The sequence below is a fragment of the Gulosibacter molinativorax genome (genome assembly GCF_003010915.2).
Classification (GTDB): Bacteria; Actinomycetota; Actinomycetes; order Actinomycetales; family Microbacteriaceae; genus Gulosibacter; species Gulosibacter molinativorax.
Genome location: NZ_CP028426.1, coordinates 3,112,523 through 3,138,702, shown reverse-complemented (window position 1 = coordinate 3,138,702; position 26,180 = coordinate 3,112,523). Strand labels below are relative to the sequence as shown.

The window sequence follows — 26,180 nt, the reverse complement described above, 5'->3', positions numbered from 1 at the left end:
CACGCCACGACGCCGGTCACTTCACGACGCGAATCGCCTCGGCGTCCGCGTTGCCCGGCCGCACCGGCGCGCTCGCGAGCTGCCCACCGGCCGAATAGTGCACCGCCGCGGTGAGGCCGGCCACGCCGTGCAGCTCCACGGTGCTGGCCGCCGACACGTCCGTCTCATAGGTCGCGAGCGGTTCGATCGTGACCGTGCTCCCGTCAACCTCGACCTCGCGGGCCTCTTCCGTCGGGTTGTACACCGCGAGTCGCGGGTTCGGACCCTCCGCGACGGGCACGATCTCGTCGCCCACGAGTGTCGAAGACGACGGCACCCACGCGAACTCGTTGCGGTCGAGCGGCGACACTCGCCCGCTCAGCAGCACCGGCCGATCGGCATCGAGTCGAATCGTGTAGTCGCCCTCGGCGACATCCGCGAACGGCAGCTCGACAATCCGCATCGAGGTGAGCTCGAGTTCCCCCGAGTAGGCGACCGAGCCGTCAGCGGCGTAGGCCGTCAGCGTCGCGGTCGTGTCTTCCTCGTTCGGGTTCAGGATGCGCAGGGTCGTGCCGATCTCCGTGAACGAAGTCGCGTCGGCGTCCGGTCGCGCGTAGACGTGGAGGCCGGGGAGCGTTTGCGTCGTCGATGGCAGCGCGGTCGAACCGACGATGTCGGAGCCCTTCGGGGTGAGCGTATCGATGATGGTCTCGTGCAGGAAGGCTGACACGGCCGAACCGGTCGAGGTGACCTTCACCGCGAAAGCCGTCGCGCTGGGCGCAACACCCGCGAGGCTCATCGTCTCACGCTCCCCCGGCTGCACCACGACCTCCTGCAGCCCCGGCACAATCGCGCCGTCGGTTCCGTAGACCTCAAAGTTGACGCGCGCCTCGGCCGTACCCGGGTTGATCACGTCGAGCACGAGTGTGTGACCGAGCGTCGTGGCACCGCCCAGGAGCCACTGCGTTGCGATCGGTTGCGTGCAATTGGTCACGGACAGCCCCGTGGTCGCGTTCGTCGACAGGAACACCGACTGGGATGCGCTCAGCATCGTGATTGCGTCGCCTACTTGCCCGGGCGCCTCGATGCTCACCGGGTCGGTGGGCTCGCCGCCGAGCTCCTGAGTCGAGTAGTCGGCGTACGAGGATGCGATCGTCACCTCGGCCGTACCCACCGGTGAGGCCGCATCCGCGTCGTCGGCGAGCCCAAGCTGTTGCAATGAACCGGGGCAGACGCGCTGTTGGTCGCCCGGTGCCGGCGCGATCTCGATCGGCTCCGCCTGCGCCGAGAAGGAGGGCAACTGGTACCAGCCAAGCGCCCACGTGCTCGCGCCAATGATTGCGAGAGCGCTGATCGCCCCAATCGTGTGCGTCACCGCGCCGACGACGCTCCGACGTCGCGCGACGGCCTTCTGACCCCGCCGCTTCCGCCGGGCCTTTCTCACTCGCCGGGCCATCGTTGACCCGCCCGCGCTCGTGGTCTTCGCCGCGGCTGCAGTGGTCGAGGGCGCGTTCTCGTCGATCGGCACCTCGCCCTCGGGGAGCACGGGCACGGTGTCGTCAGGATGCACGGGGCTGGCGTCGTCCGCCGGCTGCGCATCCGCCGAGGCTCGCGGTACCGCGTAAGGATCCGCCTCGGGCGGCGCAAGCAGTTCGCGGTCCACCGATCCGGCGAAGGGCTCCTTCGGCTCCACGTCGCCTCGATCTGCATCGTGCATGTCAGCCACGTCGTCCTCCTTCGGGTGCCGCGTCGATGTGGTCGCCGGTCGCCTCCGTATAGATCCGTACCCCGTCGTCTTCGTAATCGCGCTTCGGGAGCGCCTGCCCCTCATCCAGCTTCTCCCAGTGCCGCGAACCGTGCGCCGCGCGGCTGCGAACACGCGCCGCGAGGCCACCGGTCGGCAGTGCGAGGAGCAGGCAGAACACGATGATGGCGGCCTGGACGAACAGCATCCCTCGACCAAGCTCGTTCTGCAGGTTGGTGACGTCCAACCGCTGCGCGAGGTCGGGGTCGGTCGGCTGCTCGGCCGCGTTCACGACCTGGAAGAGGACGCCGAAGTCGCCCGTATCGCCCGCGGCGACGAGCGCCTCGTTGGTCGACAGCGCGGTGAGCAGTCGCTCTTCGAGCGCCGCACCGCTGGTCGGCGACGGCTTCACGAGAATGTAGGCGATGCCGAACTCGTGCAGGCTCGCGGTGGGGTTGGTCGCGCCTTCGGACAGGAATCCGACGGAGATCTCCGCGAGGCGCAGGTCCGTGTCGACCGGCTGCAGACCGGTCGACTCCAGCGTAGAAAACTCGTTCAACTTGAGGCCGGAGCCACGCTCGAGGTGCACGTGCATTTCGTTCTGCTCGAGCGGCGTGATCACCAAGGTACCGAGCTGGCTCGCTGACTTGCCCTGCGCATCCACGAGCGCCGGGAGCGTGCGACCATCGGAGGCCTCGACCGACGCCGTACCGGTGAGGAACGCCGGTGCGATCGGCACGATGAGCAGCACGGCCGCGAGGAAGCTCACGACGACGGCGGGGATGCGCACGGGGCCGAGGAACGCCGCACCGGCGACCGCCGCGGTAACAAGCGAAAGATAGGCCAACGACTGCGCGGAACCGATCCACAGCGGCACCGAGACCCCCGCGATGCTCGTCAGCGACGTATTCGCCGCCAGCGCCGCGGTCAAGATGCCGGCCGCGGCAATCGCGATACCGGCGGTAGCGACTCGCCAGCCGCGAGTAAAGAGTCCGTAGATCGCGAGCAGCACGAGCGGCGCGAGCAGGATGCCGATCAGCAGAGGGATGTTCAGCTGCAGGCCGAAACGGCCGAGCAAATCCCCCCAACCTCCGAAGGACTGCGTCGGGAACATCAGCGCCGACTGCCAGGAACGCGTCGGGTCGTAGGGCGTCGGCATTCCGGGATCCGCAAAGACCGCGAGCGGCCGGCCACGGTTGAATTGCGACACGAACAGCGGCAGGAACATTGCGGCGGCAGGAATCGGGATGAAGACCTGACGCACCCAGCCGCGGCCGGCGATGATCACCGAGATAATCCAGACGACGACGAGTGCGGGGATCAGCATCGGCGAGGACGCCGCGACGACGACGGCCAGCAGCGAGGCCGTTGCGGCCGCTGCCCAGCTGCGGGATGCCGCGAAGCCGGCGAAGAAGAGCCAGGGCAGCGCGACGTGGACGAGCACCGCGCCGAGGCGCCCCTCGGCGAGCGCCACAAAGAGCATCGGCGCGAGCATCCAGGCAACCGCGCCGAGCGCGCGCAGCCACGGTCGAACGGTAAACCGGGCCATGAGGTACCAAGCGCCGACCGCAGAGAGCGGGATCGCGAGGAGCCACACCACCACAATCGACAGGCTCGGGTGCCAGAACGTCAGCGTGCCCAGCATCGCGAGGATATAGGCAAAGGGATCCGCGACGCCGACGCCACCGCCCGCATCCCGAAGGCCATAGCCCGTGTTCGCCCAGAGTTCCCCAATGCCGTTCGAGAGTGGCAGGAGCGCCCCGCCCGCGATCGTCGCGCTGCGCAGGAGCGGGAACATGAGCACGAGTGTCGCGATCACCGCGAGGATGAGCACCCAGCCACCGCCACCGGTGATGAAGTTGTACCGATCGCCATCCTGCTGCACGAGCGCGCGATACTCGTCGCGCCGGTTGGCCTTCATCTTCCGCCACTCTGAGGGCGAGATCAGCAGCTGGTCGAGGCTCGCGAAGGGATGGTTCGAGGTCGCCTGGAATCTGCGGCGCGCCGCACCCGCGCGGGTACGGCCGAAGAGGAGGGCGAATGCGGCGCGGAAATCGGGCAGGATGCGCCCGGGCTGTTTCCGGAGCAGGTGCAGGATCGCGCGGCCGAAGGCGCCCGGGATGAGCAGGAGCCAGCGGAGGAAGAATTCGAATCCGCCGCTCCACGCGAGCTGCCGGTGCAGCACCGCGGTGCGCTCGAGCCGATAGCGCTGCAGCGGGCGGGTGTGTCGGCCGAACCTGGACGTGCCGACGGCATTTTCCGCCTTTGACTCGACGCGGGCGCCGGGGCTCAAAATCACGCGGCCGTCGCTGAGCCATGTGCGCACGCAGAAGTCGAGCGCGTAGTCGACCGCGGGTAGCCCCGGATCAAAGCCGCCGAGTCGTTCCCACGTGTCGCGAAGCACGAGCATCCCGGCACTCGCAACGCCAAGAACATCCGAGAGGTGCTCGAATTGGCCCTGGTCGAGCGCATCCTCGTGCAGGCGAATGGTTTCGTCGTTCGGCGCGATCGACTCGCCGTATTCCACGAGCACCGCGGGGTCATCGGCGCGGACGACCTTCGGCCCGGTCACTTCGAGCGAGGGATTTCGCTCCGTCGTGTCCAGCAGTTCCTCGAGTGCATCCGGATCGGGCACGTTGTCGGCGCCGAGGAACCAGAACCAATCGTTCGGGGCGTCGCCAGCGCTGCCAAACTCTTCGATGCGCGCCCGGTCGCCCTCGTCAACCTCGCTCAGCGCGTCGACCCCGGCAGCGATCGCCTCGCCGAAGGACGCGCGCTCGTCGACGGTCACCGTGAGATCGGGCGCGAACTCGGCGATCACCTCGGCTGACTCGTCCCGGGACTTGATGTCGACGACGACAGTCCGGTGGGGTCGCCAAGTCTGCGCCCCCAGGGCCTCAAGCGTTCGCCCGAGGGGTTTCGCCGCATTGTGCGCGACAACGATCGCAGTCACTCTTGGTCGCATCAGTCGAATGCTAGTTTTCGTGTCTGCGCGTGAAAGCATTGACATCGGCAAGCCGGAAACTGATCAAGACCGCCGCCCAGTGGGGTGGGCGACGGTCTTGCAACATTCCTGCGAAGCGTTTCGCTACGCCTGCTTCCGCAGTTTCCGGCGTTCGCGCTCAGACAGACCGCCCCAGATACCGAAGCGTTCGTCGTTCTCGAGCGCGTACTCGAGGCACTCGCTACGAACCTCGCACGACTGGCAGATCTGCTTTGCGTCGCGCGTGGAACCACCCTTTTCAGGGAAAAATGCCTCCGGGTCAGTCTGCGCGCAAAGCGCATCAGCCTGCCACGAAAGCGGGTTGTCGTCGCCGATGTACCCTTCAGCACCCGGTACGCCCAGTTCGAGCGGGTCGACGTACCAGTTGCTCGGAACATCGCGTATCAACTTAGCCATTAGCACAACCCCCACTTTTTCTTCGAATGACTTGCCCAACTACCGGTACCAATTACACCGGTGTAGTTCGCCTCACGTCAAGCCGGGGAGTCCATAAGTTTAAACCCGGCCTTTAAAGTTTCGGCGGATTGCCAGGCGCGGCACGCCGAAGGAAATTGCCTATTAAAGCGGCAAAGCAACGTCGGCTGGCACGGCCGCCGACGCGATAACGAGGTCGTCCGCCGAGACCGTGACGTGCCGCTCATCCTGCGTGATGTAGACCGCTTCGCCGCGCGAGAGGGCGTGAGTCGCCCCATCCCCACCGACGAGTTCGGCTCGATCCCCGAGACACAGCGCGATACCCGGACCGTTCACGTCGACCCCAATCAATTCGCCCGTGAATCGGTGCAAACGGAAGTCTGGTTCGGCACCTGACAAAATCATGTGCCCCGGTGCTTGCTCCACCGGTTCAAGCAGTGGCGGCGGGGTCGGCGAGCAATCCAGCACCCGCAGGAGTTCGGGAACATCGACGTGCTTGTTCGTGAGCCCACCGCGCAGCACGTTGTCGCTGGCCGCCATGATCTCGATCCCGACGCCCTCGAGGTACGCGTGAATTGTGCCGCTGCGGACGTAGACCGATTCGCCACGGCGCAATTGGATGTGGTTCATCAGCAACGTCGTCAACACACCCGAGTCATTCGGGTGTTCAGTGCGGATGCGCCGCACGTTTTCGCGCTCCCGGCCGTAGCGATCGTCCGCGGAGTCGAGCCACGCATCCACTGCTTTCGCGGCCGCGAGCGCCTCGGGCGAGCCCTCGAGGACCCAGGCAACGAGTTCCCCGAGCGATTCGCTATCCTCGAGCGCGTCGACGCGCGTCGCGAAGGCCCCGAAGGCCCCGCCTGCGAAGGTCGAGACATGCTGGACAAGTTCCTTCACCTCGACGAAATCGCGGAACCCCGCGAGCGCCGACATTTCCGGACTCAGCGCAACGAGCAGTTCGGGCTTGTGGAACGGGTCGCGGTAGTTGCGATTGTGCGCGAGCCGGGGAATTCCCTCGGCTTCCTCGGCGGCGAAGCCTTCGCGCGCTTTCTGCAAGGAAGGATGCACCTGGAGCGACAGGGGCTTCCCTGCCGCGAGGACCTTCAAGAGGAATGGGAGTCGGACAGGATCGCCCACGCGCAGTCCCTGCGCGTAGCGGCCCAGCGCAGCTTCGGGGTCGCGCTCGATCCACTCGGCGAGGTCCTTCGCGCCGCTAGCAGTTTCCGGTCGCGAAATCCGCGAGGGTGAGCCGTAGTGGCTGCCCAGCCACACCTCTGCCTGGATCGGCGCGGAGTCACCCGTGCCGGTTTCAGGTTCGACGAGCACGCCTGCATTGCCCAGATACTCACTGAGCGCACCTCGTGCACCCCACGCATAGCGAATCGGCGTGTTCTCGATTTCCACAAACATTCCTCAGACAGTATCCCCCACGTTTAACCAACTCCTTGACACTTGAAAGTGACTGCGCGCGGTCAACCGAAAATGGGCCCGAGGATACATCCTCAGGCCCATTTTCAGCGGTCAGTTTTGCCGCGCGAACTCGCTAGCTCGGCTGTCGGCGAGCGATGACCAGTGTGGCCCCAATCACGCCGAGCGAGAGCACGATTCCGAGCGTGACGAGCAGCTGCGCGGCACCGGTTTGTGCGAGCGCATCGTCTTGCGCAACGGCCTCGACGCTCGTCGACGGCAGGACCGTCAGCCCCGCATCGTTCGGCTGCTCGGATGCGTCACCCGCGCTGGGTGCGCCGCTCGCCTCATCGCCCTTGTCGCTCGGCGGGATGATGGAGAGCGACGACTCTTCGGACTTATCCGCCTGCGCAACGGTGTCAACCGCGCCCGCAGCAGGTCCCGCCTCGGCTACCGCCGAGCCGTCTGCACCGTCGGTCTTCACGTCGGGGTGGCGCGTCGAGTTGGCGTTGTCGCTGACGGAGTTCTGCGGCGACGTGGCGGAGCTACCGGTCGTAGGCTTGTCCGCTCCCGACGCGTCGGTCACCGTGTTGTTCGTGGACGAGGTCGATTCCTTCGGCGCCTGAGTCGTTGGCTCCTGCGTCGTCGGTGCCGGCTGCTTCGGTTCTTCCGCGGCTGGCATCTCCTTCGCAGGCTCCTTGTCCTTGGTGTCAACCTTCGGGACCACCGACATCGCGGATCCCTTCGGCTTCACCGTCTCGCTCGGCGCCTCAGTCTTCGTCGGGGCCTCGGTCTTCGTCGGGGCCTCGGTCTGCTTTGGCGTCGCGGCCGGTTTCGGCGCCGCGGTTTCCGTCGGCTTCGGGGCCGTGGTCTCGGTCGGCTTCGGGGTCGCCGTCGTGGTCGGCTTCTGAGTCGGCGTTGCCGTCGTAGTCGGCTTCGGCGTTGTTGCCGTAGTCGGCTTCGGGGTCGGCGTTGCCGTCGTAGTCGGCTTGGGAGTCGGCGTCGGTGTAGGTGTGGGCGTCGGGGTCGGCGTCGGCTTCGGCGTAGGCGTCACCGCCGGCTCCGGGTTCGACGCGGGCTTCTGCTTGGGCGCCGTAGCCGTCGTCGGGCCGAACCAGTCGGTGTACAGCCGCCAGAAGTTCCGGTTTCCATACGCCGAGCAGTAGTTGCCCTCGCCGTAGAGGTTGTCGAGCGCAGCCTGATTCGGTGTGTACGGCGTGTAGATGTAGAGGTTCGCGGTGGCCTGGTTCTCGATGTAAACCGACTTCGTGCCACACGAGGCATCGGGGTTCAGGAGGATGTTGTTGGTCTGGCCAGCCTTGTACCCATACGACGTGGGGTTCTGCGTGTAGCGCTGGAACTGCGCGGACGCGTTGTAGAGCTGGTTAAACAGGCCCGCATATTCGGGGTCGCACCAACCGGGGCGGTTCGGGTCGTCCGGGCAGTAGTACCCCATTGCGCGTTCGTAGCGCCAGTTGGACGGGTCGGTCATCGTGACAAGCGAGGTCTCCTTCTCGAGCATGACGAGGAGAACCATCGGCGAGATGCCGCAGGACTCCGCCACGTTCGTGATGACCTGCGCCGCGGTCTCGCTACTGCGGCCCGTGTAGCCGTCGCAGCGTGACGACGCGGGCTGCGACGACGTGCTGAGCGTGTGGTCCTTCAGACAGTTCGAGTCGCAGTATTTACCCTTCTCGTCGAGGAAGTTCTGCACCTCGGTCGCCGTCATCGAATCAGAGTCAAAGAATAACGAGTCGGTGATGAGCATCCCGGCATTGAAGTCCGAGGCATTCGCCGCCTGGGCGGCTGGCGCGGTGGCAACTCCGGTCGCCCCGATACCGGCGGCAAGCGCGAGAACGCCCGCCGTCGCCAAAACTCGTTTGATCAGCCGCTTCATTACGGGGCCTCCACGAGGGTCGACTCCGAGGTGCCGAAGGCATCGGCGCTGTCGAAGGTCACGGTGACGCTCCAGTCACCTTCCGGGACGTTGTCAATCGTCACGGTCGGGCACACGGTGCTCTGCGCATCCGGGAGCGCCTCGGTCTCGACCTCGAGCGATTCACCCTCTGCGGAGGTCGCGGCGGTCGTGCACGTGCCCTCGCCGATGTGGTTGTTCACGATCGAGCTCACCTCGATCGTTCCGGCCGCGGCGTCATACCGCGCGTCCAGCACAATCACGTTGGCCTGCAAGCGGTCGTCATCCGGAGCTGCAGTCGGCTCGACCGCCGCGGTCTCCGGAGTCGCGGCATCCGTCGAGGTCGCCCCGTCGGCCTGGGTGCCCGGGCCTGAACCGGTCGCGCAGCCTGCGAGCGCAAGCGCAATAGTTGCCGAAACAGCAACACCCGCCAAAACGGGCTTTACGCGCCTTTTGATTACTTCGAGGGTGGTCATCAATTTCCTCATTCCACGGCGTGTCGTCACTTCAAACAACACTGGCCACACTAATAACAATCGTCACAAATGTCACGCCGAGCACCAAAATCGTCCCCGAAAAGCACTGAGGACCCGGCGTGTCGCCTTGACCGGGCCATCCTTCAGCGGCGTGCGCACTAGAAGTTACATTCGAGTTGCAATACCGTTTTCGTTTCGTGATCCAGAACAGCAATCGGTAAGAATGAAGCTCATGCCATCGACAGGACCTGAATCAGCCGCGCCCTCGCGCGGCGTGTTTTCAGAGCGGGAGATCGCATCCGAGTTCCACGGGAAGTTCACGCCGCAAATGCTACTGCTCGTGGCCACCCTCATCCTCGTGTTCGCGGGTGACCTCTTCCGATACACGATCGGCTGGGTGGGGTACGCAATCGTCGTGGTCGCCATCGTCGCGCTCGCCGTCGTGGCGTACGCGAAGGCGCGGCCGCCCTTGCGCATCCAGCACCTACCCACGAGCCTCCTCGCGTTTGTCGGCTGGTGCCTCGTCTCGGTGTTCTGGTCGCGATATCCCCTCGAGACCGTCGCCGGGAGCCTGGTCCAAATCGTCACCGCGTTCGTCGCCCTGACGATGGCCGTGACCCTCACTCGTTTCCAGTTCATCCGCGCCCTGGGCGTCGGGATGCGGTTGCTCGTCGCATCCTCGCTCCTCTTCGAGCTGATTGCCGCTCTCTTCTTCCGCGAGGGCGTCATTCCGCCCACGTACCTGCGCCCCGGCGTGCTGGAGAACCTGCTCGCGACCGACGACATCCCCTCTCCCCTGCCAGTCGGGTTCTACTGGTCGCGCAGCGATCTCTTCGACGGCGGCCCGATCCAGGGCATCATGGGCAATCGCAACCTCCTGGCGATGGTCGCGCTCCTCGCCCTGATCGTCACGGCCGCGCAGCTCTTCGACGGCGTCATCGGCAAGATTCACGGCATCGTGTCGATCGTGCTTGCGAGCGTCGCGCTCGCACTCACCGACTCCGCGACGGCCTACGTCGCACTCGCATTCATCCTGTTCGGCACGGTGCTGGTGTACCTCGGTAGAAAGCTACGGCGAGCGTGGCGCTGGGTGATGTACGCGGTCGTCGGAATCGGGCTGCTGGGCGGCAGCTATCTCGCGGTCGCCTTCAACGAGCAGCTCTTCGCGCTCATGAATCGCTCCTCCGACATGACGGGACGCGGCGACATCTGGCGCGCTGTCTTCAAACTCGGTTCGGAGTCCCCCGTCGTGGGCATCGGCTGGATCAGCTATTGGGCACCCTGGCTCCCGGAGTTTGATGACCTCGCAATCGTCCAGGGTATGGCATATCACCAGGCCCACAACGCGTTCTTCGACGTGTGGATGCAGGTCGGCTTCATCGGCGTCGCGCTGTTCATCGGGCTAGTGTTCACGACGTTCATCCGCACGTGGTGGATCGCGATCAACCGGCCCGATACCCCCATGGTCGCGTCGCGACGCGACCCGGCTCACGGGCACCTCTCCGGCATCACGACAATCCCGTTCCTCATCATGGTCGCGCTCGTTGTCCAGGGGATGACCGAGTCGCGCCTGATCGTGGAGGGCGGCTGGTTCATGCTCACCTACTTCGCGATCTATTCGAAGCTCCGCGTCCAGGATGTGTCCATCCTGCCCCGACAGACGGTCGGCGACCGCACCGGGCCAATTACGGTCATCCTCGACCCGAAACGCGACCTCTAATCATCCCGTAGCGAGACCTCGCTTAATTAAGAGGAAGCGAATACCGAATTGCGTCGAATCTGCGCGCGTTCGATCTTCAAATTGAGAAATTCGCCTTAGAGGGTGAGGTTTTGCCCAGTTTCAGCTGCCTAAGATGCAGGCAGCAATCGTCATCCGGCGTGGCGATGTGAACTCATCGAGGAGCTCCCGCTGTGTCGACACGATTGGTGGTCAAGTCGGCCTTCGCGGCGCAAAAACGGCGGCAGATCTTCCGCATCGCGACGTCCTCCCTCGTCGTGGCCGGGCTCGCGACCGGCGCGGTCGTGTACCTGTTCAACCCCACCAGCGCTCCAGCCACAATCGAGCTCATCCCGACCGCGACCCCCTCCCCTACCCAGCCCGCGCATCCGGCCGAGGATGCCGAAACGACCGACGCGAGCCAAGGCATCCGGGGCGGCGTGTCTGGCAACGGTGATGGCCCGGGCGACGGTGTTGGCACCGGCCAAGGTGGGGCGGCGTCCCCAGAATCCGCGACGGCGGGTGCCGCGGCGCCCGGGCCCGCGTTCGACGCATCCTCTGCGCAGTCAAGCCCCACCGGGCAGCCTGCGGCGCAGCGGGATCCGGCGCTCGGCGAGGGCGGTGCGGCCGTCGCTCAGCATGCCGTCCGCTGGCCGCTCGAAACCCGCGACCGCTACATCACCTCGGGGTTCGGGCCGCGTAACTCGCCTTGCAGCGGCTGCTCGTCGAATCACCGCGGGCTCGACTTCTCTGGCGCCGCAGGCTCCCCGATCGGGTCGATCGCCGCCGGCATAGTGATCGACGTCTCACCGACCGATCAGAGCGGTCTCGGCGTGCACGTCGTCGTCGAGCACCGCGTCGACGGCAAGATGACGCGGTCCGTCTACGCGCACATGCTCACGGGTTCGCTGACCGTCAGCGCCGGAGATGTCGTCGTGGCGGGTGAGAAGCTCGGTGAACTCGGCAACACGGGGGCGTCTACCGGCCCCCACCTGCACCTCGAGATCGTCATCGAGGGGACCCACGTTGACCCGTACACGTTCCTCAAGAAGTACGCGGATGACGAGGACGTCGAGGTAATCGATCGGCCGTGCGTTGACTGGCATGCGAACGAGGATCCCGACGCCGAGGGCGAGGGCTGGCTGCCCGACGAAGACACGCTCGAGGTCGATCCGAAAGAACTACCGGATGCATCCGTGCCTTCGGCGCAGGCCACGACGCCGCCATCGGGAAGCGGAGCCACCTCGGGACCGTCGGAGTCGCCGATGACGGACCCGTCGACGACGCCTACGGAATCGAACCCTTCAGACGGCACCATCGCGCCGCCCGAGTCGGGAACGCCAGACCAATCGACAACGCCCTCCTCGCCGGCGACCACGCCCGCAGACACGCCCGATCCGCCCGAGGCCGAGCCCACCGATGGCGAAGGGGCTACAGACACTTCCGAGCCAGCCGACGGCGGCACGCCCGCTGAAGGCACCGGCAGCCCTAAGGCCCCGAGCGGAACCGATGCCGCCACCTCGGAGACCCCGTAGCTAGCTGAGCTCCCTAGCTAGCTGAGCTCCCTAGCTAGCTGAGCCCCCTTGCCTGCTGAGACGCTGTAACTGCCCTAACTAGCGGCGACCCATCCCCACGTACTGCCAGCCAGCGTCGCGCCACTCGCCCTGCTCGAGACAGTTACGCCCATCGATCACGAGCTTGTTCGCGACCTGTTTGCCGACCCGCTTGGGGTTGAGCTTGCGGTATTCCTTCCACTCGGTCAGCACCATGACCGCATCCGCGCCTTCGATCGCCTCGTCGACCGTGTCGACGACGAGCCGCTCGGGCTGCCGACGCCGCACGTTGTCCACGGCCTGCGGGTCGGTGACGCGCACCGTTGCCCCGAGCTCCGCGACCTTCGCTGCGATGTCGAGTGCGGGCGAGTCACGAATGTCGTCGCTGTCCGGCTTGAACGCGGCGCCCAGCACCGCGATCGTCGCGCCCTCGAGCGGGCGATCGAGGCTCTCCTGCAGCAGCTCAACCGCACGCATCCGCTGGCGGCTATTGACCGCATCCACGTTGCGGAGAAACTCGAGCGACCGACCCGCACCGAGCTCTTCCGCGCGAGCGATGAACGCGCGAATGTCCTTCGGCAGGCAGCCGCCGCCAAACCCCACGCCCGCGCGCAGGAACTTCTTGCCGATGCGGTCGTCGTGGCCAATCGCCTTCGCGAGTGTCGTCACGTCTGCGCCCGTCGCATCGCACAACTCGGCCATCGCGTTGATGAACGAGATCTTCGTCGCGAGGAATGCGTTCGCCGATGTCTTCACGAGCTCTGCCGTGGCGTAGTCGGCGGTGATCTTCGGGATGTCCTCGTCCAGGAGCCGCGCGTACACCTCATCGAGCAGCTTCTCGGCGAGCTTCGCCTCCGATTTTTTCTCGGGCAGCCCGTAGACGATGCGGTCGGGGCTCAGCGTGTCCTTGACTGCGAAGCCCTCGCGGAGGAACTCGGGGTTCCAGGCGAGCACCGCGCCGCGCTTGCCGAACAGCTTGGCGAGTCGGCTCGCCGTCCCCACTGGCACGGTCGATTTCCCCGCGATGAGCGGCGCGACCTTCCGATGCCTCGGCAGCACCGCGGCCAGCGCGTCGCTCGCGGCGTCGACGAAGCGCAGGTCGGCGCCTTCCCCAGTGGCCAGCTGCGGCGTGCCGACCGCAATGAAGTGCACATCCGCATCCGCAATATCGCGATACTTCGAGGTGAACTTAAGCCGCCCCGCCGCGACGTTTCGCTCGAGCAATTCGTTCAGACCGGGCTCGTAGAAGGGCGCGCGCCCCGCGGCCAGTTCCGCGATCTTTTCGGTGTCGGTGTCAAGCCCGATGACCGTGTGACCGAGTTCTGCCATACACGCGGCGTGTACCGCACCGAGGTAGCCGCAGCCAATGACTGAGATCAGCTTCATGTTGTCGCTTTCGTGTGGAGCTGCATCCGCCGATAAGCGAATGTGTCCACTCAGGCAACCCGAGCAATTTGAACGCGAGCCAAACTTCATCTTGCGAGCGCGCATCCGATTGCCGACCAGCCACGCGCCGCCGCGGATGTCACCCGCGCGGGGTACTGCACCGGCTACTGCGTCCGGATGCGGCGCGCGCTCACCGATTTCAGACTTGCTCTTGGATAGGCTTAGCGCCGTTCTCGATGCGCGCATCCGCCGACACCACGCGTCTACGCCAGGACCAAGGAGCTCCATGTACCAACACATCCACCGCGGCATTACTGCCGATCTGGAGGTGCGCGCCACAACATGGTGACGCTCAAGTACTTCGTCGACGAGCTCCTCGTGCCCGTGCCCGGCGCCGTCGACCGCTACGCAGAAAACCTCGCGCGCGAGGTGATTCGCCGCGCGCCCGCCAACTGCGAGGTCGTCGGCGTCGTCTCGCAGATCACGCCCGAGCAAGAAAACCAGCTCCTCAACCGGCTGAACGGCATCAGCGACATCCAGGTCGCAAAGCTCAACCACAAGACGCTCGCGAAGTCGTGGCAGCACGGGCTGTTCACCTCGGTGTTTGGCGAGGGCCTTTATCACGCGCCCAGCCTGTTCGCGCCGATTCGCGCGGCCGAGACCGGCGGCCCGCAGCAGACGATCGTGACCGTCTCCGACACCCGCGCCTGGACGCATCCCGAGGGCCTGCCGACCGCGGAGGTGCGCTGGCAGAAGGCGCAGCTCAAGCGCGCCTGGCAGTTCGCGGATGCGGTGGTCACCCCAACCCACGCCCTCGCGGAGCAGGTCGGCGAGCTCTTCGAGTTCCGTGACCGGCTGCGCGTGGTTCCCGGCGCGGCACCGATCAACGTGCGGATGCCCGACGACCCGAAGCTCTCGAGCGAGATCGAGATGCGCCTCAATCTGCCGGGCGACTACATTCTGTCGCTCGGCTCGCTCGAGCCTCACCGCGGCATCGACCGGCTGATTCGGGCGCTGGCCCTCCCGCAGCTCGCGGATGCGGTGCTCGTTCACGCGGGCAGCGACACCTTTGGCGAGACATCGATCGACTCGCTGTGCGAGGAGGCCGGCGTGGCCCGCCACCGCGTGCGCACGCTCGGAGTGTTGACGGATGCGGAACTCGCGGTGGTCTTCCACCACGCGTCGGTCTTCTGCCTCCCCGCGACCTACGAGGGCATCGGGCTCTCGGTGCTCGAGGCATTCCGTTCCGGCACGCCGGTCGTGCATAGCGATCTGCCCGCGCTCAACGAAGTTTCGCAGGGCGCGTCGCTGCACGTGTCGCTCGAGAACCCCGAAACCTTCGAGCAACGCCTCGCGATCGCGCTGTCAAACGTCCTGCACGACGTCGAGCTGCAGCAGACGCTCACGACCGCCGGGTACGACCGCGCGCCGGTCTACTCCTGGGGCTACTCCGGCGACCTCGTCTGGCACCTCCACGCGGACCTGTAGGCCCACCGCTCCCCGAGTAGGCCGAAGGCCGTATCGAGGGGCGCTTCGATACGCCGCTGCGCGGCTACTCACCGAGCGGCGGGGCTACGGGGCGGGTGCCTCAGTCGACGCCGCGGTCTCCTCCGGCTGGGGGTTCTTGATCGCCTCGTCGATGAGGACCCGGGCGGCGTCGAAGTCTGGATTGTCCGGGTCCATGTTCGGCGGCGAAAGCTGCAGCTTCACGCTGTCATCGCGCCCCCGCGACTTCAGCACGAGGTCGGCGATGATGCCCGCCTCACCCTTCGGCATATCCGTCTTCACGACCTCGTCGAGCACGCCGAGGATCGGGCCACTCTTGCCGATCATGGCCTTCGGCAGCTGGGCGATGATCGCATCCTGCAACTCGCGCTGGCGCTGCATGCGGTCGTAGTCGGTGGCCTCGTACCGCGAGCGCGCGTACCAGAGGGCCGTGTACCCATCCAAGGTCTGCACGCCGGGCTCGATCGTCCCGACCGGCGGTTTCCAGCCCTCCTGGCCCTCGTCATTCGCCCCCATGACGACCGGTTCCTTAACATCGATCGTCACCCCACCCATCGCGTCGATGAGGTCGGAGAAGCCGTCCATGTTAATGAAGACGTAGTACTGAATATCGAGCCCGGTGATCCACTCGACGGCGTCCTTGGTCGCCTCGATGCCCTTGTCCGAGCCCTTGCTCTCGGCGTCCTGGTACATGTCGTAGTCGTGATACGTCACCTCGGTGTAGACCGAGTTGAGGTAGCACACCGAGACATTGCAGTTGTAGTAGCCCTCGGGATATAAGTCATGCATCGGGCCCTCGGCGAACCCGAAATTCACGGTCGTTCGCGGGATACCGATCGTCGTGGCCTGCCCGGTGAACGCGTTGAAGCTCATCACCGAGATCGAGTCCGGGCGCATCCCCTCGCGAGTCTTCCCCGCGTCCCCGCCCAGTAGCAGCACGTTGAGGCGACCGTCCGCCGGAAGCTTGAGCCCGGCGCTCGGCCCGCCGAAGATCGACTGCACGGCGCTCTGCGCCTGCAGGATGTTCGCCGCGCCGAAGCCGCCGACGAAGATCGGGATGACACCGAGGATCACCGCGACCACGGTCACGAGGCCGCGAGCAAACGCATCCACCCGAAACAGCTTCACCTGCCGGAGCGTCTCGAGCATCGTGATGCCCATCCAAATGCCGTATGCGAGGACGACGGCCGCGACGATCCCGAGCCCCCACCACGTCGTGAGGAAGAAGAGCAGCGGGCCGCGCAAGACCAGCATCAACAGCACGATCACGACGATCGCGAGCAGCGCGTAGAGCCAGAGGCGCAGGCCCAAGCGGCCGAACCGCCGATTGCCCGACAGCAGCGGCCCGGCGCCGGGCACCAAAACATTCGCGATGACGAGCCACCAAGCCCGGCGAGTCATGAACTCGGGGTCGGAGGTGTCGGGGTGCCGAAGCGGCAAGGATTTGCTCATAACTCGGACAAGGGTAGCGACCCTAGTTGGGATGCGCGCACACAACTCGGGGAACGTCGCCGAGTTGTCGGGCTCGCGCGGGCTTTCGCAAGTCGCGCGCGACCGCCGCAGACAAACACAATTGTTTACCTGCGAGATGCCTCCACGACAACTTCTGCCGCGCAAGTCGTTCATCCACCGTGTGAGCCTATTCGCGGTCCGCATGATGACTACGGTTTCATCTGCGGCCTTTCCTTTCCCAGCAATGCTTCCTGAAGGGCTGCACTCACTTGTTTAGAACATTCGCAACGCGCCGCGCGCGGGGACTCGGGGCGCTCGGCCTCTCCCTCGCGATTGGCGCCACGGCGGGGCTGCTGACGCCCGCCTCCGCCGCGCACGCCGAAGACACGACGATCCCTGCCGACGCCTCGATGAACGAACTCGGCGCTCGATTCACGCTCGGTGTGATCCCCGACACCCAGTTCTACTCGCGCTACTCGACGGAAGAGACCGGCAACCAGTACATGGCGACGTACGGCTCGGAGCCATACGCCGCGCAGACGCAGTGGCTCGCCGACAACCAGGACCAGTACGGCATTGCGATGTCAATGCACCTCGGTGACATCGTCGACCAGCAGAACCACCCCGAGCAGTGGGCGGTTGCCGACGCCGCGATGCAGACCCTCGAGGATGCGGGGCACCCGTACTCGATTCTCGCGGGCAACCACGATGTTGGTGCTGGCGCATCCGACACCGACCCTGTCGCCTACGACACCTACCTCGAGAACTTCACTCCGGAACGCGCCGCGCTCAACTCGACCTTCGGTGGCCGCGACGAGACCGGTGCCCACGAGTACCACATCTTCGAGGTCGACGGCCAGCAGTTCCTGGTCATGAACCTCTCTTGGCAGGCGACCGACGCATCCCTTCAGTGGGCCTCGGATGTGCTGGATGCGCATCCTGACCTCCCGACGATCGTCAACTCGCACCAGCTCATCAACGTCGCTGGTGACGGCTCGACCCCGATCTCGACCGAATTCGGCGAGCGCGTGTGGGAGCAGGTCATCGCAAACCACGACCAGGTCTTCCTGACCTTCAACGGCCACCACCACGGTGCGACCAAGTGGGAGCGCACGAACAACTTCGGCAACCCCGTGCACCAGGTCCTCATGGACTACCAGATGGCGTACATGGGCGGTAACGGCTACATGGGCCTCGTCGAGCTCGACCTCACGAACAACAAGATCCACCAGACCTCGTTCTCGCCGTGGGTCCTCGAGAAGCCGACCGACACGCTCGTTGCCGATGACCAGGCGCTGCTCACCGGCGGGGGCCAGTCGTTCACGATTGACTTCGACTTCGCATCCCGATTCCCCGACCTCACCGTCGGCGCCGCTGACGACGCATCGGCGACTGCAGCCCTGCGCGACTACCTCACCACGAACTACAACGCGCCCGAGGCGCCGCAGCAGCAGCTGCCGGCCGACGCATCCGACTACCCGCAGGTAGACAACACCGTGGCGCACTGGACGATGCCGACCGACAAGGCCGACGGCGAGATTGCCCCGGTTGGCTCGGTCATCACCGACATCGCAGCTGGCAACGACTTCACGCGCGCGCCGCTCAACGAGGCCCCCGTGACGCACGCACAGGAGTCTGACGTCACCTGGTCGACTGACCACCACCCGCTCTCGGCCAACGCCGGTTCGGTCTGCTTCGACAACGCCAGCCGCGTCGACAACGTCGCGAGCTACTTCCTCACCGACGCCGACGCTCCGGTGAACTCGGAGACCTTCTCGAACGGCTTCACGCTCGAAGCCTTCGTCAAGATCGATCCCGAGTACTCGACCACCGACAACGCGTGGATGCAGTGGCTCACCCGTGACGGCCAGCGCGGCAACATCGATGGCTACGCCAACACCGAAGGTGAGGAGCCGCCGTTCGCGTGGGCGTTCTCGACCCTCAACGAGGTGCAGTTCTCGTTCGTCGACTCGCAGAACCCGCCCGTTGAATCCTCGAACTGGTCGGGCGAGATCGTCAACCTCGGCGAGTGGCTGCACCTCGCCGCGGTCAACGACCCGGCGACCGGCATGACCACGCTCTACGTCGACGGTGTCCCCGTGCTCCGTAACGCCCCCGGCACGACCGGCATCGCCCACGACGCCGCCGCGCAGTGGGTTCTTGGTGCTGGCTCGTACGCCGGCGACCGCCAGTCGGGTTACCTTGGCTGCCTCGGTGAAGTCCGCATGGTTGCAGCTCCCCTCGGTGCCGACCAGTGGCTGACCTCGCGTGCCGACGCCGCGACCGAACCGACCGAGACGGTTGCGCCGACCGAGACGGCTCAGCCGACCGAAACTGCTCAGCCGACCGAGACGGTTGCGCCGACCGAGACCGCTGCGCCGACCTCGACAGCCCCGACCTCGACTGACGCTGGCGCAACCACCGCGCCCAGCGCATCCGTCGACGAAACCGGCGGCTCGACCGACGCAGGCGAGGACGGCCTGGCACAGACCGGTGCCGACATCGCGTGGCCGCTACTCGCGCTGATCGCGCTGCTGCTCGGTGGCGGTCTGCTGCTGGTGCTGCGCCAGCGCCGCGAGAACGTCTAGTCACTCGCTGACCGCATCCCGCGATTAACCGACCGAAGGCCGTGCCGATCTTGTTGATCGGCACGGCCTTCGGCGTTTTGGCGGCCGCGTTCCTGGCGACTTAGCTTCCGGCGTATCCGCTTGGTGGCAATCATCGGCGATTCGGGGAACCCCATGGTGCGGGACCTACCCTGTGTCTGCGCTCACTGCGCCGAAGCAGCGTCGGGCACTCCACTCCGCTTCGAAAGACCAGTCGTCTCGATAGAAAAAGGACCTGATCATGACCGTAAATGCAGTTCCCTACCTCACCTTCGATGGCAAGGCGCGCGAGGCCATGGAGTTCTACCACGGCATCTTCGGCGGCGAGCTCAACGTCGCCACATACGGCGAATTCGGCACCCCCGAAGACGACCCGGCGCACGGCTGGGTGATGCACGCCGCTATCACGGGTGGCGCGATTACGCTCGCCGCCTCCGACTACGACCCGCGCATGACTGAGGACAACGCGGCCTATGTCGTCGGTAACCACCTATCGATCTCGCTGTGGGGCGACGACATCGACGAGGGCACGACCTACTTCAATGCACTCAGCGAGGGCGGCACCGTCGGGATGCCCTTCGAGACGCAAATCTGGGGCGATACCTACGGGCAGCTCACCGACAAGTTCAATATCGAGTGGAGCGTGAACGTGGGCGCGGCGGCACAGCCCGCATAGCCAGCGGCACTGTTCGCGACGGTGCTTCGCCCTACTCAGCGCCGCTCGTTGAGTAGGGCGAAGCACCGTATCTCGCGCGCTAGCCGCCCACCTTCGCCTGCAGCGCGGCGTTCTTCTCCGCGACCATCGCGGTGAGCCCGTCGGCGTAGTCCTGCAGCTTGTCGGCCACGGCCTGTTCGGTCGAGCCGAGGATGCGCGCCGCGAGGATCCCGGCGTTCTTCGCGCCGCCGATCGACACTGTGGCGACCGGGATGCCGCCCGGCATCTGCACGATCGAAAGCAGCGAATCCATCCCATCGAGGTACTTGAGCGGCACAGGCACGCCAATCACCGGCAGCGTGGTCATGGATGCGACCATGCCGGGCAGGTGCGCGGCCCCGCCCGCGCCGGCAATGATGACCTGGATGCCGCGGTCGCGAGCACCACGGGCATAGTCCACCATCTTGTCGGGAGTGCGGTGTGCCGAGACCACTTCAACTTCGAATTCGACGCCGAACTCGCGCAGCGCGGCGGCGGCCTCGCTCATGACCGGCCAGTCCGAGTCCGAGCCCATGATGATGCCCACGCGGGCGGTCGCTTCGGTCAACGTGTCTCCTCGGTGTTGGTGCTGGTGCTGGTCTCGGTTGCGGTGTCGGTGTCGGTGTCGGTGCCAGTGTCGGTTTCGGTGTCAGGGTCGTCGAAGAATCCCGCCGCGGTGCGCGCGCGGTACATGACCTCGTCGAGGTCATCGCCGGTCACGGTGACGTGGCCGACCTTGCGTCCCGGACGCGCGGACTTGCCATAGGTGTGCAGCTTCGCGTCCGGGACGTGTTCCATCGCGACGGCGAATCGATCGGTGATCGCTTCCTCCTGCGGCCCGCCCAGGATGTTGACCATCACCGAGTGCGCGTCGAGCGCCGCCGGGTCGCCGAGCGGGAGGTCGAGCACCGCACGCAGGTGCTGCTCGAACTGGCTCGTGCGGGAACCGTCGATCGTCCAGTGCCCCGAATTGTGTGGGCGCATCGCGAGCTCGTTGACGAGGAGCCGCGAGTCGGTCGTCTCGAACATCTCGACCGCCAGCACGCCGGTCACGTCCAGCCCTTCCGCGATCGACTCCGCGATACCGGTGGCAACCTCGGCGAACCGGTTCGCACCGCTGCCAGCACCCGGGGCGGGCGCGATGACCTCGTGGCAGACCCCGCCACGCTGAACGGTCTCGGCAACCGGCCACACGCGGATCTCGCCGCTCGGGCGCCGCGCGATCAGCTGCGCGAGCTCGCGACGGAACTCGACGAGCTCCTCCACGAGCAGCCGGTCGAAGTCCTGGAACCAGTCGGCGCCCTCCTCGCCCGAGCGCACCACGCGCACGCCGCGACCGTCGTAACCGCCTCGCGGGGTCTTGAGGATTGCGACACCGCGGTGCTCATCGATGAATCGCTGCAGCTCCTCGGCATTGGACACGGCCGCCCAGGCTGGAACCGGGGCACCGAGCTCAGTCAGCCGCTCGCGCATCCGCAGCTTGTCCTGCGCAAATTCCAGTGCATCCGGGCCCGGCTGCACCGAGATACCGGCATCGACCATCGCGCGCAACACGTTCTGCGGCACATGCTCGTGATCGAACGTCACGACGTCAACGTCTTTCGCAAAGGCCATGACAGTGTCAACATCGCGGTAGTCGCCCACCTGCGTCGCGGCCAGTCGTGCCGATGAGCCCTCAACCTCCGCGAGCACCCGAATCTCGATCCCGAGCTCAACCGCCGCGGGAACCATCATCCGGGCCAGCTGCCCACCGCCCACTACGCCTACGACCGGCACACCCATCCGCAACTGCCTTCCTGCTCGAATTCTCTCGATCACCGACTTGAGTCGGCCTGGCGGAATGATCCGCCTCGCGTACGCCTTCAGGCGTAACTACCCCGTTATTGTCGCACCTGGGTTACGTTCATGGGGTCACCGTGGGACAATCGGAGGACGTCCTCGTGACGTGCCGACTTCTGAGAGAGCGCATTTGACTGACGAACACCACGATCGATCATGGCAAGATTCGCCCCACCCTCACTCGGGCGCGCTTGCCGTAATCGCGGCTGATCACGCCGACTCGCACGCCCATCCGGGTACGAGCCCGCGGCGATTCTCAATGCCTTGGTTTCGCCACCTCGTGGGTCAGTTGCTCAAGTTTGGGCTGATCGGTGGCCTTGGGGTCTTCGTCGACCTCGGTGTCTACACTCTGCTGCGCACGACCATCCTGACGCCGGAAGCTCATGCGCTCGGACCGATGGTCGCGAAGGTGATCGCGACGCTCGTCGCGATTGCGTGGAGCTGGCTCGGCAATCGATTCTGGACGTTCCGCAAGCATCGCGCGACCGGCCAACATGCCACGCGCGAGGGCCTCGAGTTCCTCGGTGTCAGCCTCGCCGGCATGGTCATCGGGCTCGTCCCCCTGTGGATCACGCACTACCTGCTCGGCTGGCAGTCGCTCGTCGTCGACAATGTGTCAAACCTCATCGGCATCGGCCTCGGCTCGGTCTTCCGCTTCGCGCTCTACCGCTGGTGGGTGTACTCGCCGAAGCGGCAGCATTGGCTCGAGGTTCAGGATGCGGCGGACGATACCTTGAGTAGCCGCGAAGCGGCGACCGCACCTTGAGTAGCCGCGAAGAGGCGTATCGAAAGGGGCCCGCGCAGTTCGATACGGCGGCTCCGCCGCCTACTCACTGAGCTTGCAAAGCGGCTCCGCCACCTACTCACTGAACTTGATTACTCAGCCTGCTCGGGCTCGTCGGTGTGACGATTCACGTTGCCGGTGAGCTCCCGCAACGCCTGCGTCACCGTCACCGCGTTCGGCACATCCTTGAGATCGAACACGCGACCGTTCACCGCGGTCAGGTAAATCGTGCCCGACCCGAAGATTGCCTGCCACGGATTGCGCTGCATCTCGACCTTGACGACCTGGTGATGCGCGATCTCGCGCTTGACCGAGCGGATGAGCCCGCGGCGCGACATCGTTCGCACGGTCGTGATCTCGTAGCGGTGACGAAGCCATGCGACTATGGGCGCGATTCCGAACAACACGGCCACGATCCCCGCGATAACTGCCCACGTCACCCAGTCTCCCGGTTCGCGAAGTCCGCGAAAGCTGTAGCCAATCACCGCCGCCGCAGCGATAAGGATGAGGGACGGCAGGATGACTCGGCGGGCATGCTGCCGCATCGCGGCGACACGAAACTCGGGGCGCGCCGGTTGCCCGCCGCCGTGGTTTGCGACGTGCTGCTGGCTTTGCAGGCGCTGTTGCTGATTCGGGTCACTCCAACCGGCGGGCGGAAACTGCGTCACTCGCCCTCCCCGATTCGACCGGCGGGGCGCACGTGCTCGATATCGCCGACGTTGATGGCGTGCACCTCACCGCGCGCGTCGCGCACTTCAAGATTGCCCTGCGCGGTGATGCCGATTGCACGACCGACGAGATCCGCATCCCCCGGCAACGTCACCCGCACGTCGGAATCGATCGTGCTGCAGTGCAACAAGAGATCGGCGCGCAGTCCCGCGGCATCCGCGTCGCCGTTCGTGGCCGTGAGTTCAAGGATGCGCGTGGCTAGCTTCCGCACGAACGTCGCCGCAAGCGCACGGCCGGTGACTTCGACGCTGACCGAATCGAGGGCGATTGCGCGCTCGGTGGGGAGCCCGCTCTCGGGCGTCGTGAGGTTCACCCCGACGCCGACGACACACGCAAAACGCTCGCCGCCGTCGACCACTCCAAGCATCTCGCCGAGGATGCCCGAGACCTTCTTGCCGTTCAGCAGCAGGTCGTTCGGCCACTTGATTGAGAGCTGCTCGGCGAGCGTCGGCGCCAGCTCGACCAGCGCATCCCGCAGCGCGACCCCGGCTGCCAGCGGGACCCAGCCGATCGACTCTCTCGCCGCATCCGCCGAAAACTCGAGGTATGTCGAAATCGCGAGCGATGCGCCCGCAGGTGCGACCCACTCGCGATCGAGGCGGCCGCGGCCTGCGGTCTGCGATCCCGTGGCGATGCTGTGGAAGGGCACGAAGCGCTCTTCCTGATCGACGAAGCGCTCGCGCATGAGCGCGTTCGTCCCCGCGACTTCATCGTGCCACTCGAGCGGCGCGCTCGAGCCAGCGCTGAGCTGCACATCGGTGAGTTCTGGCATACCTGGTCTCCCAATTTCTCCGCGCAGGGGTTCCTCGCGGTCGCACAGCGACGAAGGCATCCTACTCGCGGCGATACTGCTTACTACGGTATCGGCACGCGCTGTGGGGAAGTCCCGACCGAGGCATTTAGAGGTTCTCACAATCCGGCAGGGCGATCATTCGCGGTTTCATCCACATTCGCACGCTCGCTCGCGTATAGGCTTGGACGGATGAACGACAACGCTGCTGCGAGTGACCAGCCCAATCTCACGACTGCTGGCCGCATCCAAGATCTCAAGCGCCGCTACGCGGAGGCCGTTACCGACGCCGAAGAACGCGCCGCCACAAAGCAACACGCGAAGGGCAAGAACACCGCCCGCGAGCGCATCCACGGGCTCCTCGACCCGGGGTCGTTCGTGGAGATGGACGAGTACGTGCGCCACCGTACGACCGCATTCGGGATGGATAAGAACCGGCCCTACGGCGACTCGGTCGTCATCGGCACCGGCACCATCCACGGCCGCAACGTTGCCGTGTACTCGCAGAACTTCACCGTCTTCGGCGGCTCTCTCGGCGAGGTTGCCGGCGAGAAGATCGTCAAGATCATGGAGTACGCGCTCAAGGCGGGCGTGCCGATCTTCGGCATCCTCGACTCGGGTGGGGCGCGCATCCAGGAGGGCGTGATAGCGCTCGGCAAGTACGGCGAGATCTTCAAGCTCAACACGATGGCCTCGGGGGTAATCCCGCAGATCTCGATCATTATGGGTCCGGCCGCCGGTGGCGCGGTATACTCCCCCGCACTGACCGACGCGGTGATCATGGTCGACAAGACGAGCCACATGTTCGTCACCGGCCCCGATGTCATCAAGACCGTGACCGGCGAGGACGTCGGCATGGAGGAGCTCGGGGGCGCGCTCGCGCACAACCGCCAGTCGGGTGTCTCGCACTACCTCGCGGCCGACGAAGAGGATGCGCTCGACTTCGCCCGGAACCTCATCAGCTACCTGCCCGACAACAACCTTGCCGAGCTACCGCGCTACGAGGCGGCGACGCAGCTCGAGATCACCGACCGCGACCGCGTGCTGAACGAGATCATCCCCGACTCGCCCTCGCAGCCGTACGACGTGCTCAAGGTCATCGAGACGATCGTCGACGACGGCGAATTCCTCGAGATCCAGGCGCTCTTCGCGCCGAACATCGTGGTCGGGTTTGCGCGCATCGACGGCTCGCCGATCGGCATCATCGCGAACCAGCCCAACCAGATGGCGGGCACGCTCAACATCGACGCTGGTGAGAAGGCCGCGCGGTTCCTGCGGATGTGCGACTCGTTCTCGATCCCGATTGTCACGCTGGTGGATGTGCCGGGTTACCTTCCCGGCACCGACCAGGAGTGGTCGGGCGTGATCCGTCGCGGCGCGAAGCTGCTGTACGCCTACGCCGAGGCGACCGTGCCGCTGGTCACCGTGATCCTGCGTAAGGCCTACGGCGGCGCGTACATCGTGATGGGCTCGAAGCAGCTCGGCGCCGACTACAACGTCGCGTGGCCGACAGCCGAGATCGCCGTGATGGGCGGCTCGGGCGCCGTGAACATCCTCTACCGCCGCGACATCGCCGCGGCCGAGGAAAACGGCGAAGACTCGGTGGCGCTCGGGAAGAAGCTTGCCGACGAGTACACGTACAACGTTGCCTCGCCGTATCTTGCCGCTGAACGCGGCGAGCTCGACTCGATCATCGAGCCGGCCGCGACGCGACTCACCGTCACCAAGGCGCTGCGCTCGCTCGCGTCGAAGCGCGCGACCATTCCGCCCAAGAAGCACGGGAACATTCCGCTCTAATGGCTACTGAATTTGATCCTGATTTGGTTGGCGGCGACGCTGCGGGCGGCTTCGAGGCTGCTGGGCGCGGGGACGCTGCTGGCAATGGCGCTCCGGGCCTCCTCGCGCCGCGGACCGGTCAGCCGCGCGTGAGCATCCCCGACCTCGACGTCTCCGACTCACTCACTCCGGGCGATGCCGCGCTTGTTCGCGGGAACCCGACCGACGAAGAAATCGGCGCGGTCGCTGCGACGCTCGCTGCCCTGTTCGAGGGTGGCGTCTCGGCAGACCGTCCGCGCGACCGTGCGCCGAAGCTCTCACCCTGGGCTCGTTCCCAGCGCTACATGCAGGGCGGGATGATGCCAGGCGATCCCCTCTTCGGCCGCTACCGATAGCGGGTTTACCGGGC

Annotated in this window: 20 protein-coding genes; 8 read left to right on the top strand and 12 right to left on the bottom strand. The window is 65.9% G+C overall.

Annotated elements, in window-relative coordinates; all coding sequences use genetic code 11:
• Nucleotides 1-16 precede the first annotated feature (16 nt).
• The 6 genes from GMOLON4_RS14585 to GMOLON4_RS14560 form a co-directional block, all read right to left on the bottom strand.
• Nucleotides 17-1,696, bottom strand: a complete 1,680-nt coding sequence (locus tag GMOLON4_RS14585; RefSeq protein WP_245575505.1) for a DUF5719 family protein — start codon at nucleotides 1,694-1,696, stop codon at nucleotides 17-19.
• A gap of 1 nt (nucleotide 1,697) precedes the next feature.
• Nucleotides 1,698-4,688 carry a glycosyltransferase family 2 protein gene (locus GMOLON4_RS14580; RefSeq protein ID WP_169516528.1) on the bottom strand — a complete coding sequence of 997 codons (2,991 nt, stop codon included), beginning with the start codon at nucleotides 4,686-4,688 and terminating at the stop codon, nucleotides 1,698-1,700.
• Between the two features lie 123 nt (nucleotides 4,689-4,811).
• Nucleotides 4,812-5,123 (bottom strand): WhiB family transcriptional regulator, encoded by a 312-nt coding sequence (locus tag GMOLON4_RS14575; protein WP_026937436.1) that lies wholly within the window; start codon nucleotides 5,121-5,123, stop codon nucleotides 4,812-4,814.
• A 162-nt stretch (nucleotides 5,124-5,285) separates the two neighbouring features.
• The gene (manA, locus tag GMOLON4_RS14570; RefSeq protein WP_026937437.1) at nucleotides 5,286-6,551 is read right to left on the bottom strand and encodes a mannose-6-phosphate isomerase, class I; all 1,266 of its coding nucleotides are present in this window, start codon (nucleotides 6,549-6,551) and stop codon (nucleotides 5,286-5,288) included.
• Between the two features lie 133 nt (nucleotides 6,552-6,684).
• A complete protein-coding gene (locus tag GMOLON4_RS14565) occupies nucleotides 6,685-8,445 on the bottom strand; it encodes a hypothetical protein (RefSeq protein WP_051267107.1) in 1,761 nt (586 codons plus the stop codon).
• On the bottom strand, nucleotides 8,445-8,939 hold the full coding sequence (locus GMOLON4_RS14560) for a hypothetical protein (RefSeq protein ID WP_026937438.1): 495 nt from the start codon (nucleotides 8,937-8,939) through the stop codon (nucleotides 8,445-8,447). Before GMOLON4_RS14560 ends, GMOLON4_RS14565 begins: the two co-directional genes overlap by 1 nt.
• A gap of 232 nt (nucleotides 8,940-9,171) precedes the next feature.
• Between GMOLON4_RS14560 and GMOLON4_RS14555 the strand changes: the two genes are divergently transcribed.
• The gene (locus GMOLON4_RS14555) at nucleotides 9,172-10,659 is read left to right on the top strand and encodes an O-antigen ligase family protein (RefSeq protein WP_051267109.1); all 1,488 of its coding nucleotides are present in this window, start codon (nucleotides 9,172-9,174) and stop codon (nucleotides 10,657-10,659) included.
• Between the two features lie 191 nt (nucleotides 10,660-10,850).
• On the top strand, nucleotides 10,851-12,191 hold the full coding sequence (locus GMOLON4_RS14550; protein ID WP_084147591.1) for a M23 family metallopeptidase: 1,341 nt from the start codon (nucleotides 10,851-10,853) through the stop codon (nucleotides 12,189-12,191).
• Between the two features lie 78 nt (nucleotides 12,192-12,269).
• Here GMOLON4_RS14550 and GMOLON4_RS14545 read toward each other — a convergent pair whose 3' ends face one another.
• On the bottom strand, nucleotides 12,270-13,595 hold the full coding sequence (locus tag GMOLON4_RS14545; RefSeq protein ID WP_026937439.1) for a UDP-glucose dehydrogenase family protein: 1,326 nt from the start codon (nucleotides 13,593-13,595) through the stop codon (nucleotides 12,270-12,272).
• 342 nt (nucleotides 13,596-13,937) lie between these two features.
• On the opposite strand from GMOLON4_RS14545, the gene GMOLON4_RS14540 reads away from it, so the two are divergent.
• The gene (locus tag GMOLON4_RS14540) at nucleotides 13,938-15,083 is read left to right on the top strand and encodes a glycosyltransferase family 4 protein (protein ID WP_026937440.1); all 1,146 of its coding nucleotides are present in this window, start codon (nucleotides 13,938-13,940) and stop codon (nucleotides 15,081-15,083) included.
• 84 nt (nucleotides 15,084-15,167) lie between these two features.
• Here GMOLON4_RS14540 and GMOLON4_RS14535 read toward each other — a convergent pair whose 3' ends face one another.
• A complete protein-coding gene (locus tag GMOLON4_RS14535) occupies nucleotides 15,168-16,553 on the bottom strand; it encodes an LCP family protein (RefSeq protein WP_169516529.1) in 1,386 nt (461 codons plus the stop codon).
• A 269-nt stretch (nucleotides 16,554-16,822) separates the two neighbouring features.
• Between GMOLON4_RS14535 and GMOLON4_RS14530 the strand changes: the two genes are divergently transcribed.
• A complete protein-coding gene (locus GMOLON4_RS14530) occupies nucleotides 16,823-19,141 on the top strand; it encodes a LamG-like jellyroll fold domain-containing protein (protein ID WP_051267114.1) in 2,319 nt (772 codons plus the stop codon).
• Nucleotides 19,142-19,400: 259 nt separating this feature from the next.
• Nucleotides 19,401-19,835: a VOC family protein gene (locus GMOLON4_RS14525; RefSeq protein ID WP_026937441.1), complete on the top strand. Its 435-nt coding sequence runs from the start codon at nucleotides 19,401-19,403 to the stop codon at nucleotides 19,833-19,835.
• A 79-nt stretch (nucleotides 19,836-19,914) separates the two neighbouring features.
• On the opposite strand, the gene purE is transcribed toward GMOLON4_RS14525, so the two are convergent.
• The gene (gene purE, locus GMOLON4_RS14520) at nucleotides 19,915-20,388 is read right to left on the bottom strand and encodes a 5-(carboxyamino)imidazole ribonucleotide mutase (RefSeq protein ID WP_106486624.1); all 474 of its coding nucleotides are present in this window, start codon (nucleotides 20,386-20,388) and stop codon (nucleotides 19,915-19,917) included.
• 29 nt (nucleotides 20,389-20,417) lie between these two features.
• Nucleotides 20,418-21,635 carry a 5-(carboxyamino)imidazole ribonucleotide synthase gene (locus GMOLON4_RS14515; RefSeq protein WP_084147593.1) on the bottom strand — a complete coding sequence of 406 codons (1,218 nt, stop codon included), beginning with the start codon at nucleotides 21,633-21,635 and terminating at the stop codon, nucleotides 20,418-20,420.
• Nucleotides 21,636-21,951: 316 nt separating this feature from the next.
• Here GMOLON4_RS14515 and GMOLON4_RS14510 point away from each other — a divergent pair, with 316 nt between their 5' ends.
• The gene (locus GMOLON4_RS14510) at nucleotides 21,952-22,458 is read left to right on the top strand and encodes a GtrA family protein (RefSeq protein ID WP_035733294.1); all 507 of its coding nucleotides are present in this window, start codon (nucleotides 21,952-21,954) and stop codon (nucleotides 22,456-22,458) included.
• Nucleotides 22,459-22,568: 110 nt separating this feature from the next.
• On the opposite strand, the gene GMOLON4_RS14505 is transcribed toward GMOLON4_RS14510, so the two are convergent.
• Both GMOLON4_RS14505 and GMOLON4_RS14500 read right to left on the bottom strand, forming a co-directional pair.
• Nucleotides 22,569-23,144, bottom strand: coding sequence for a PH domain-containing protein (locus GMOLON4_RS14505; protein WP_026937443.1), 576 nt, complete (start codon nucleotides 23,142-23,144; stop codon nucleotides 22,569-22,571).
• Nucleotides 23,141-23,977 carry a biotin--[acetyl-CoA-carboxylase] ligase gene (locus tag GMOLON4_RS14500; RefSeq protein WP_051267116.1) on the bottom strand — a complete coding sequence of 279 codons (837 nt, stop codon included), beginning with the start codon at nucleotides 23,975-23,977 and terminating at the stop codon, nucleotides 23,141-23,143. The genes GMOLON4_RS14505 and GMOLON4_RS14500 overlap by 4 nt, the downstream gene beginning before the upstream one ends.
• A 210-nt stretch (nucleotides 23,978-24,187) precedes the next feature.
• Between GMOLON4_RS14500 and GMOLON4_RS14495 the strand changes: the two genes are divergently transcribed.
• Nucleotides 24,188-25,792 (top strand): acyl-CoA carboxylase subunit beta, encoded by a 1,605-nt coding sequence (locus GMOLON4_RS14495; RefSeq protein WP_026937444.1) that lies wholly within the window; start codon nucleotides 24,188-24,190, stop codon nucleotides 25,790-25,792.
• Entirely contained in the window at nucleotides 25,792-26,166 is a 375-nt protein-coding gene (locus GMOLON4_RS14490) for an acyl-CoA carboxylase subunit epsilon (protein WP_084147595.1), read from the top strand. The genes GMOLON4_RS14495 and GMOLON4_RS14490 overlap by 1 nt, the downstream gene beginning before the upstream one ends.
• The last annotated feature ends 14 nt before the right edge of the window (nucleotides 26,167-26,180 follow it).

Excerpts from the sequence above, each read along its gene's own strand:
- GMOLON4_RS14585 (WP_245575505.1), bottom strand. The coding sequence starts at position 1,696 with ATGCACGATGCAGATCGAGGCGACGTGGAGCCGAAGGAGCCCTTCGCC.
- GMOLON4_RS14580 (WP_169516528.1), bottom strand. The coding sequence starts at position 4,688 with ATGCGACCAAGAGTGACTGCGATCGTTGTCGCGCACAATGCGGCGAAA.
- GMOLON4_RS14575 (WP_026937436.1), bottom strand. The coding sequence starts at position 5,123 with ATGGCTAAGTTGATACGCGATGTTCCGAGCAACTGGTACGTCGACCCG.
- manA (WP_026937437.1), bottom strand. The coding sequence starts at position 6,551 with ATGTTTGTGGAAATCGAGAACACGCCGATTCGCTATGCGTGGGGTGCA.
- GMOLON4_RS14565 (WP_051267107.1), bottom strand. The coding sequence starts at position 8,445 with ATGAAGCGGCTGATCAAACGAGTTTTGGCGACGGCGGGCGTTCTCGCG.
- GMOLON4_RS14560 (WP_026937438.1), bottom strand. The coding sequence starts at position 8,939 with ATGACCACCCTCGAAGTAATCAAAAGGCGCGTAAAGCCCGTTTTGGCG.
- GMOLON4_RS14555 (WP_051267109.1), top strand. The coding sequence starts at position 9,172 with ATGCCATCGACAGGACCTGAATCAGCCGCGCCCTCGCGCGGCGTGTTT.
- GMOLON4_RS14545 (WP_026937439.1), bottom strand. The coding sequence starts at position 13,595 with ATGAAGCTGATCTCAGTCATTGGCTGCGGCTACCTCGGTGCGGTACAC.
- GMOLON4_RS14540 (WP_026937440.1), top strand. The coding sequence starts at position 13,938 with ATGGTGACGCTCAAGTACTTCGTCGACGAGCTCCTCGTGCCCGTGCCC.
- GMOLON4_RS14535 (WP_169516529.1), bottom strand. The coding sequence starts at position 16,553 with ATGAGCAAATCCTTGCCGCTTCGGCACCCCGACACCTCCGACCCCGAG.
- GMOLON4_RS14525 (WP_026937441.1), top strand. The coding sequence starts at position 19,401 with ATGACCGTAAATGCAGTTCCCTACCTCACCTTCGATGGCAAGGCGCGC.
- purE (WP_106486624.1), bottom strand. The coding sequence starts at position 20,388 with ATGGGCTCGGACTCGGACTGGCCGGTCATGAGCGAGGCCGCCGCCGCG.
- GMOLON4_RS14515 (WP_084147593.1), bottom strand. The coding sequence starts at position 21,635 with ATGGGTGTGCCGGTCGTAGGCGTAGTGGGCGGTGGGCAGCTGGCCCGG.
- GMOLON4_RS14510 (WP_035733294.1), top strand. The coding sequence starts at position 21,952 with ATGCCTTGGTTTCGCCACCTCGTGGGTCAGTTGCTCAAGTTTGGGCTG.
- GMOLON4_RS14500 (WP_051267116.1), bottom strand. The coding sequence starts at position 23,977 with ATGCCAGAACTCACCGATGTGCAGCTCAGCGCTGGCTCGAGCGCGCCG.
- GMOLON4_RS14495 (WP_026937444.1), top strand. The coding sequence starts at position 24,188 with ATGAACGACAACGCTGCTGCGAGTGACCAGCCCAATCTCACGACTGCT.
- GMOLON4_RS14490 (WP_084147595.1), top strand. The coding sequence starts at position 25,792 with ATGGCTACTGAATTTGATCCTGATTTGGTTGGCGGCGACGCTGCGGGC.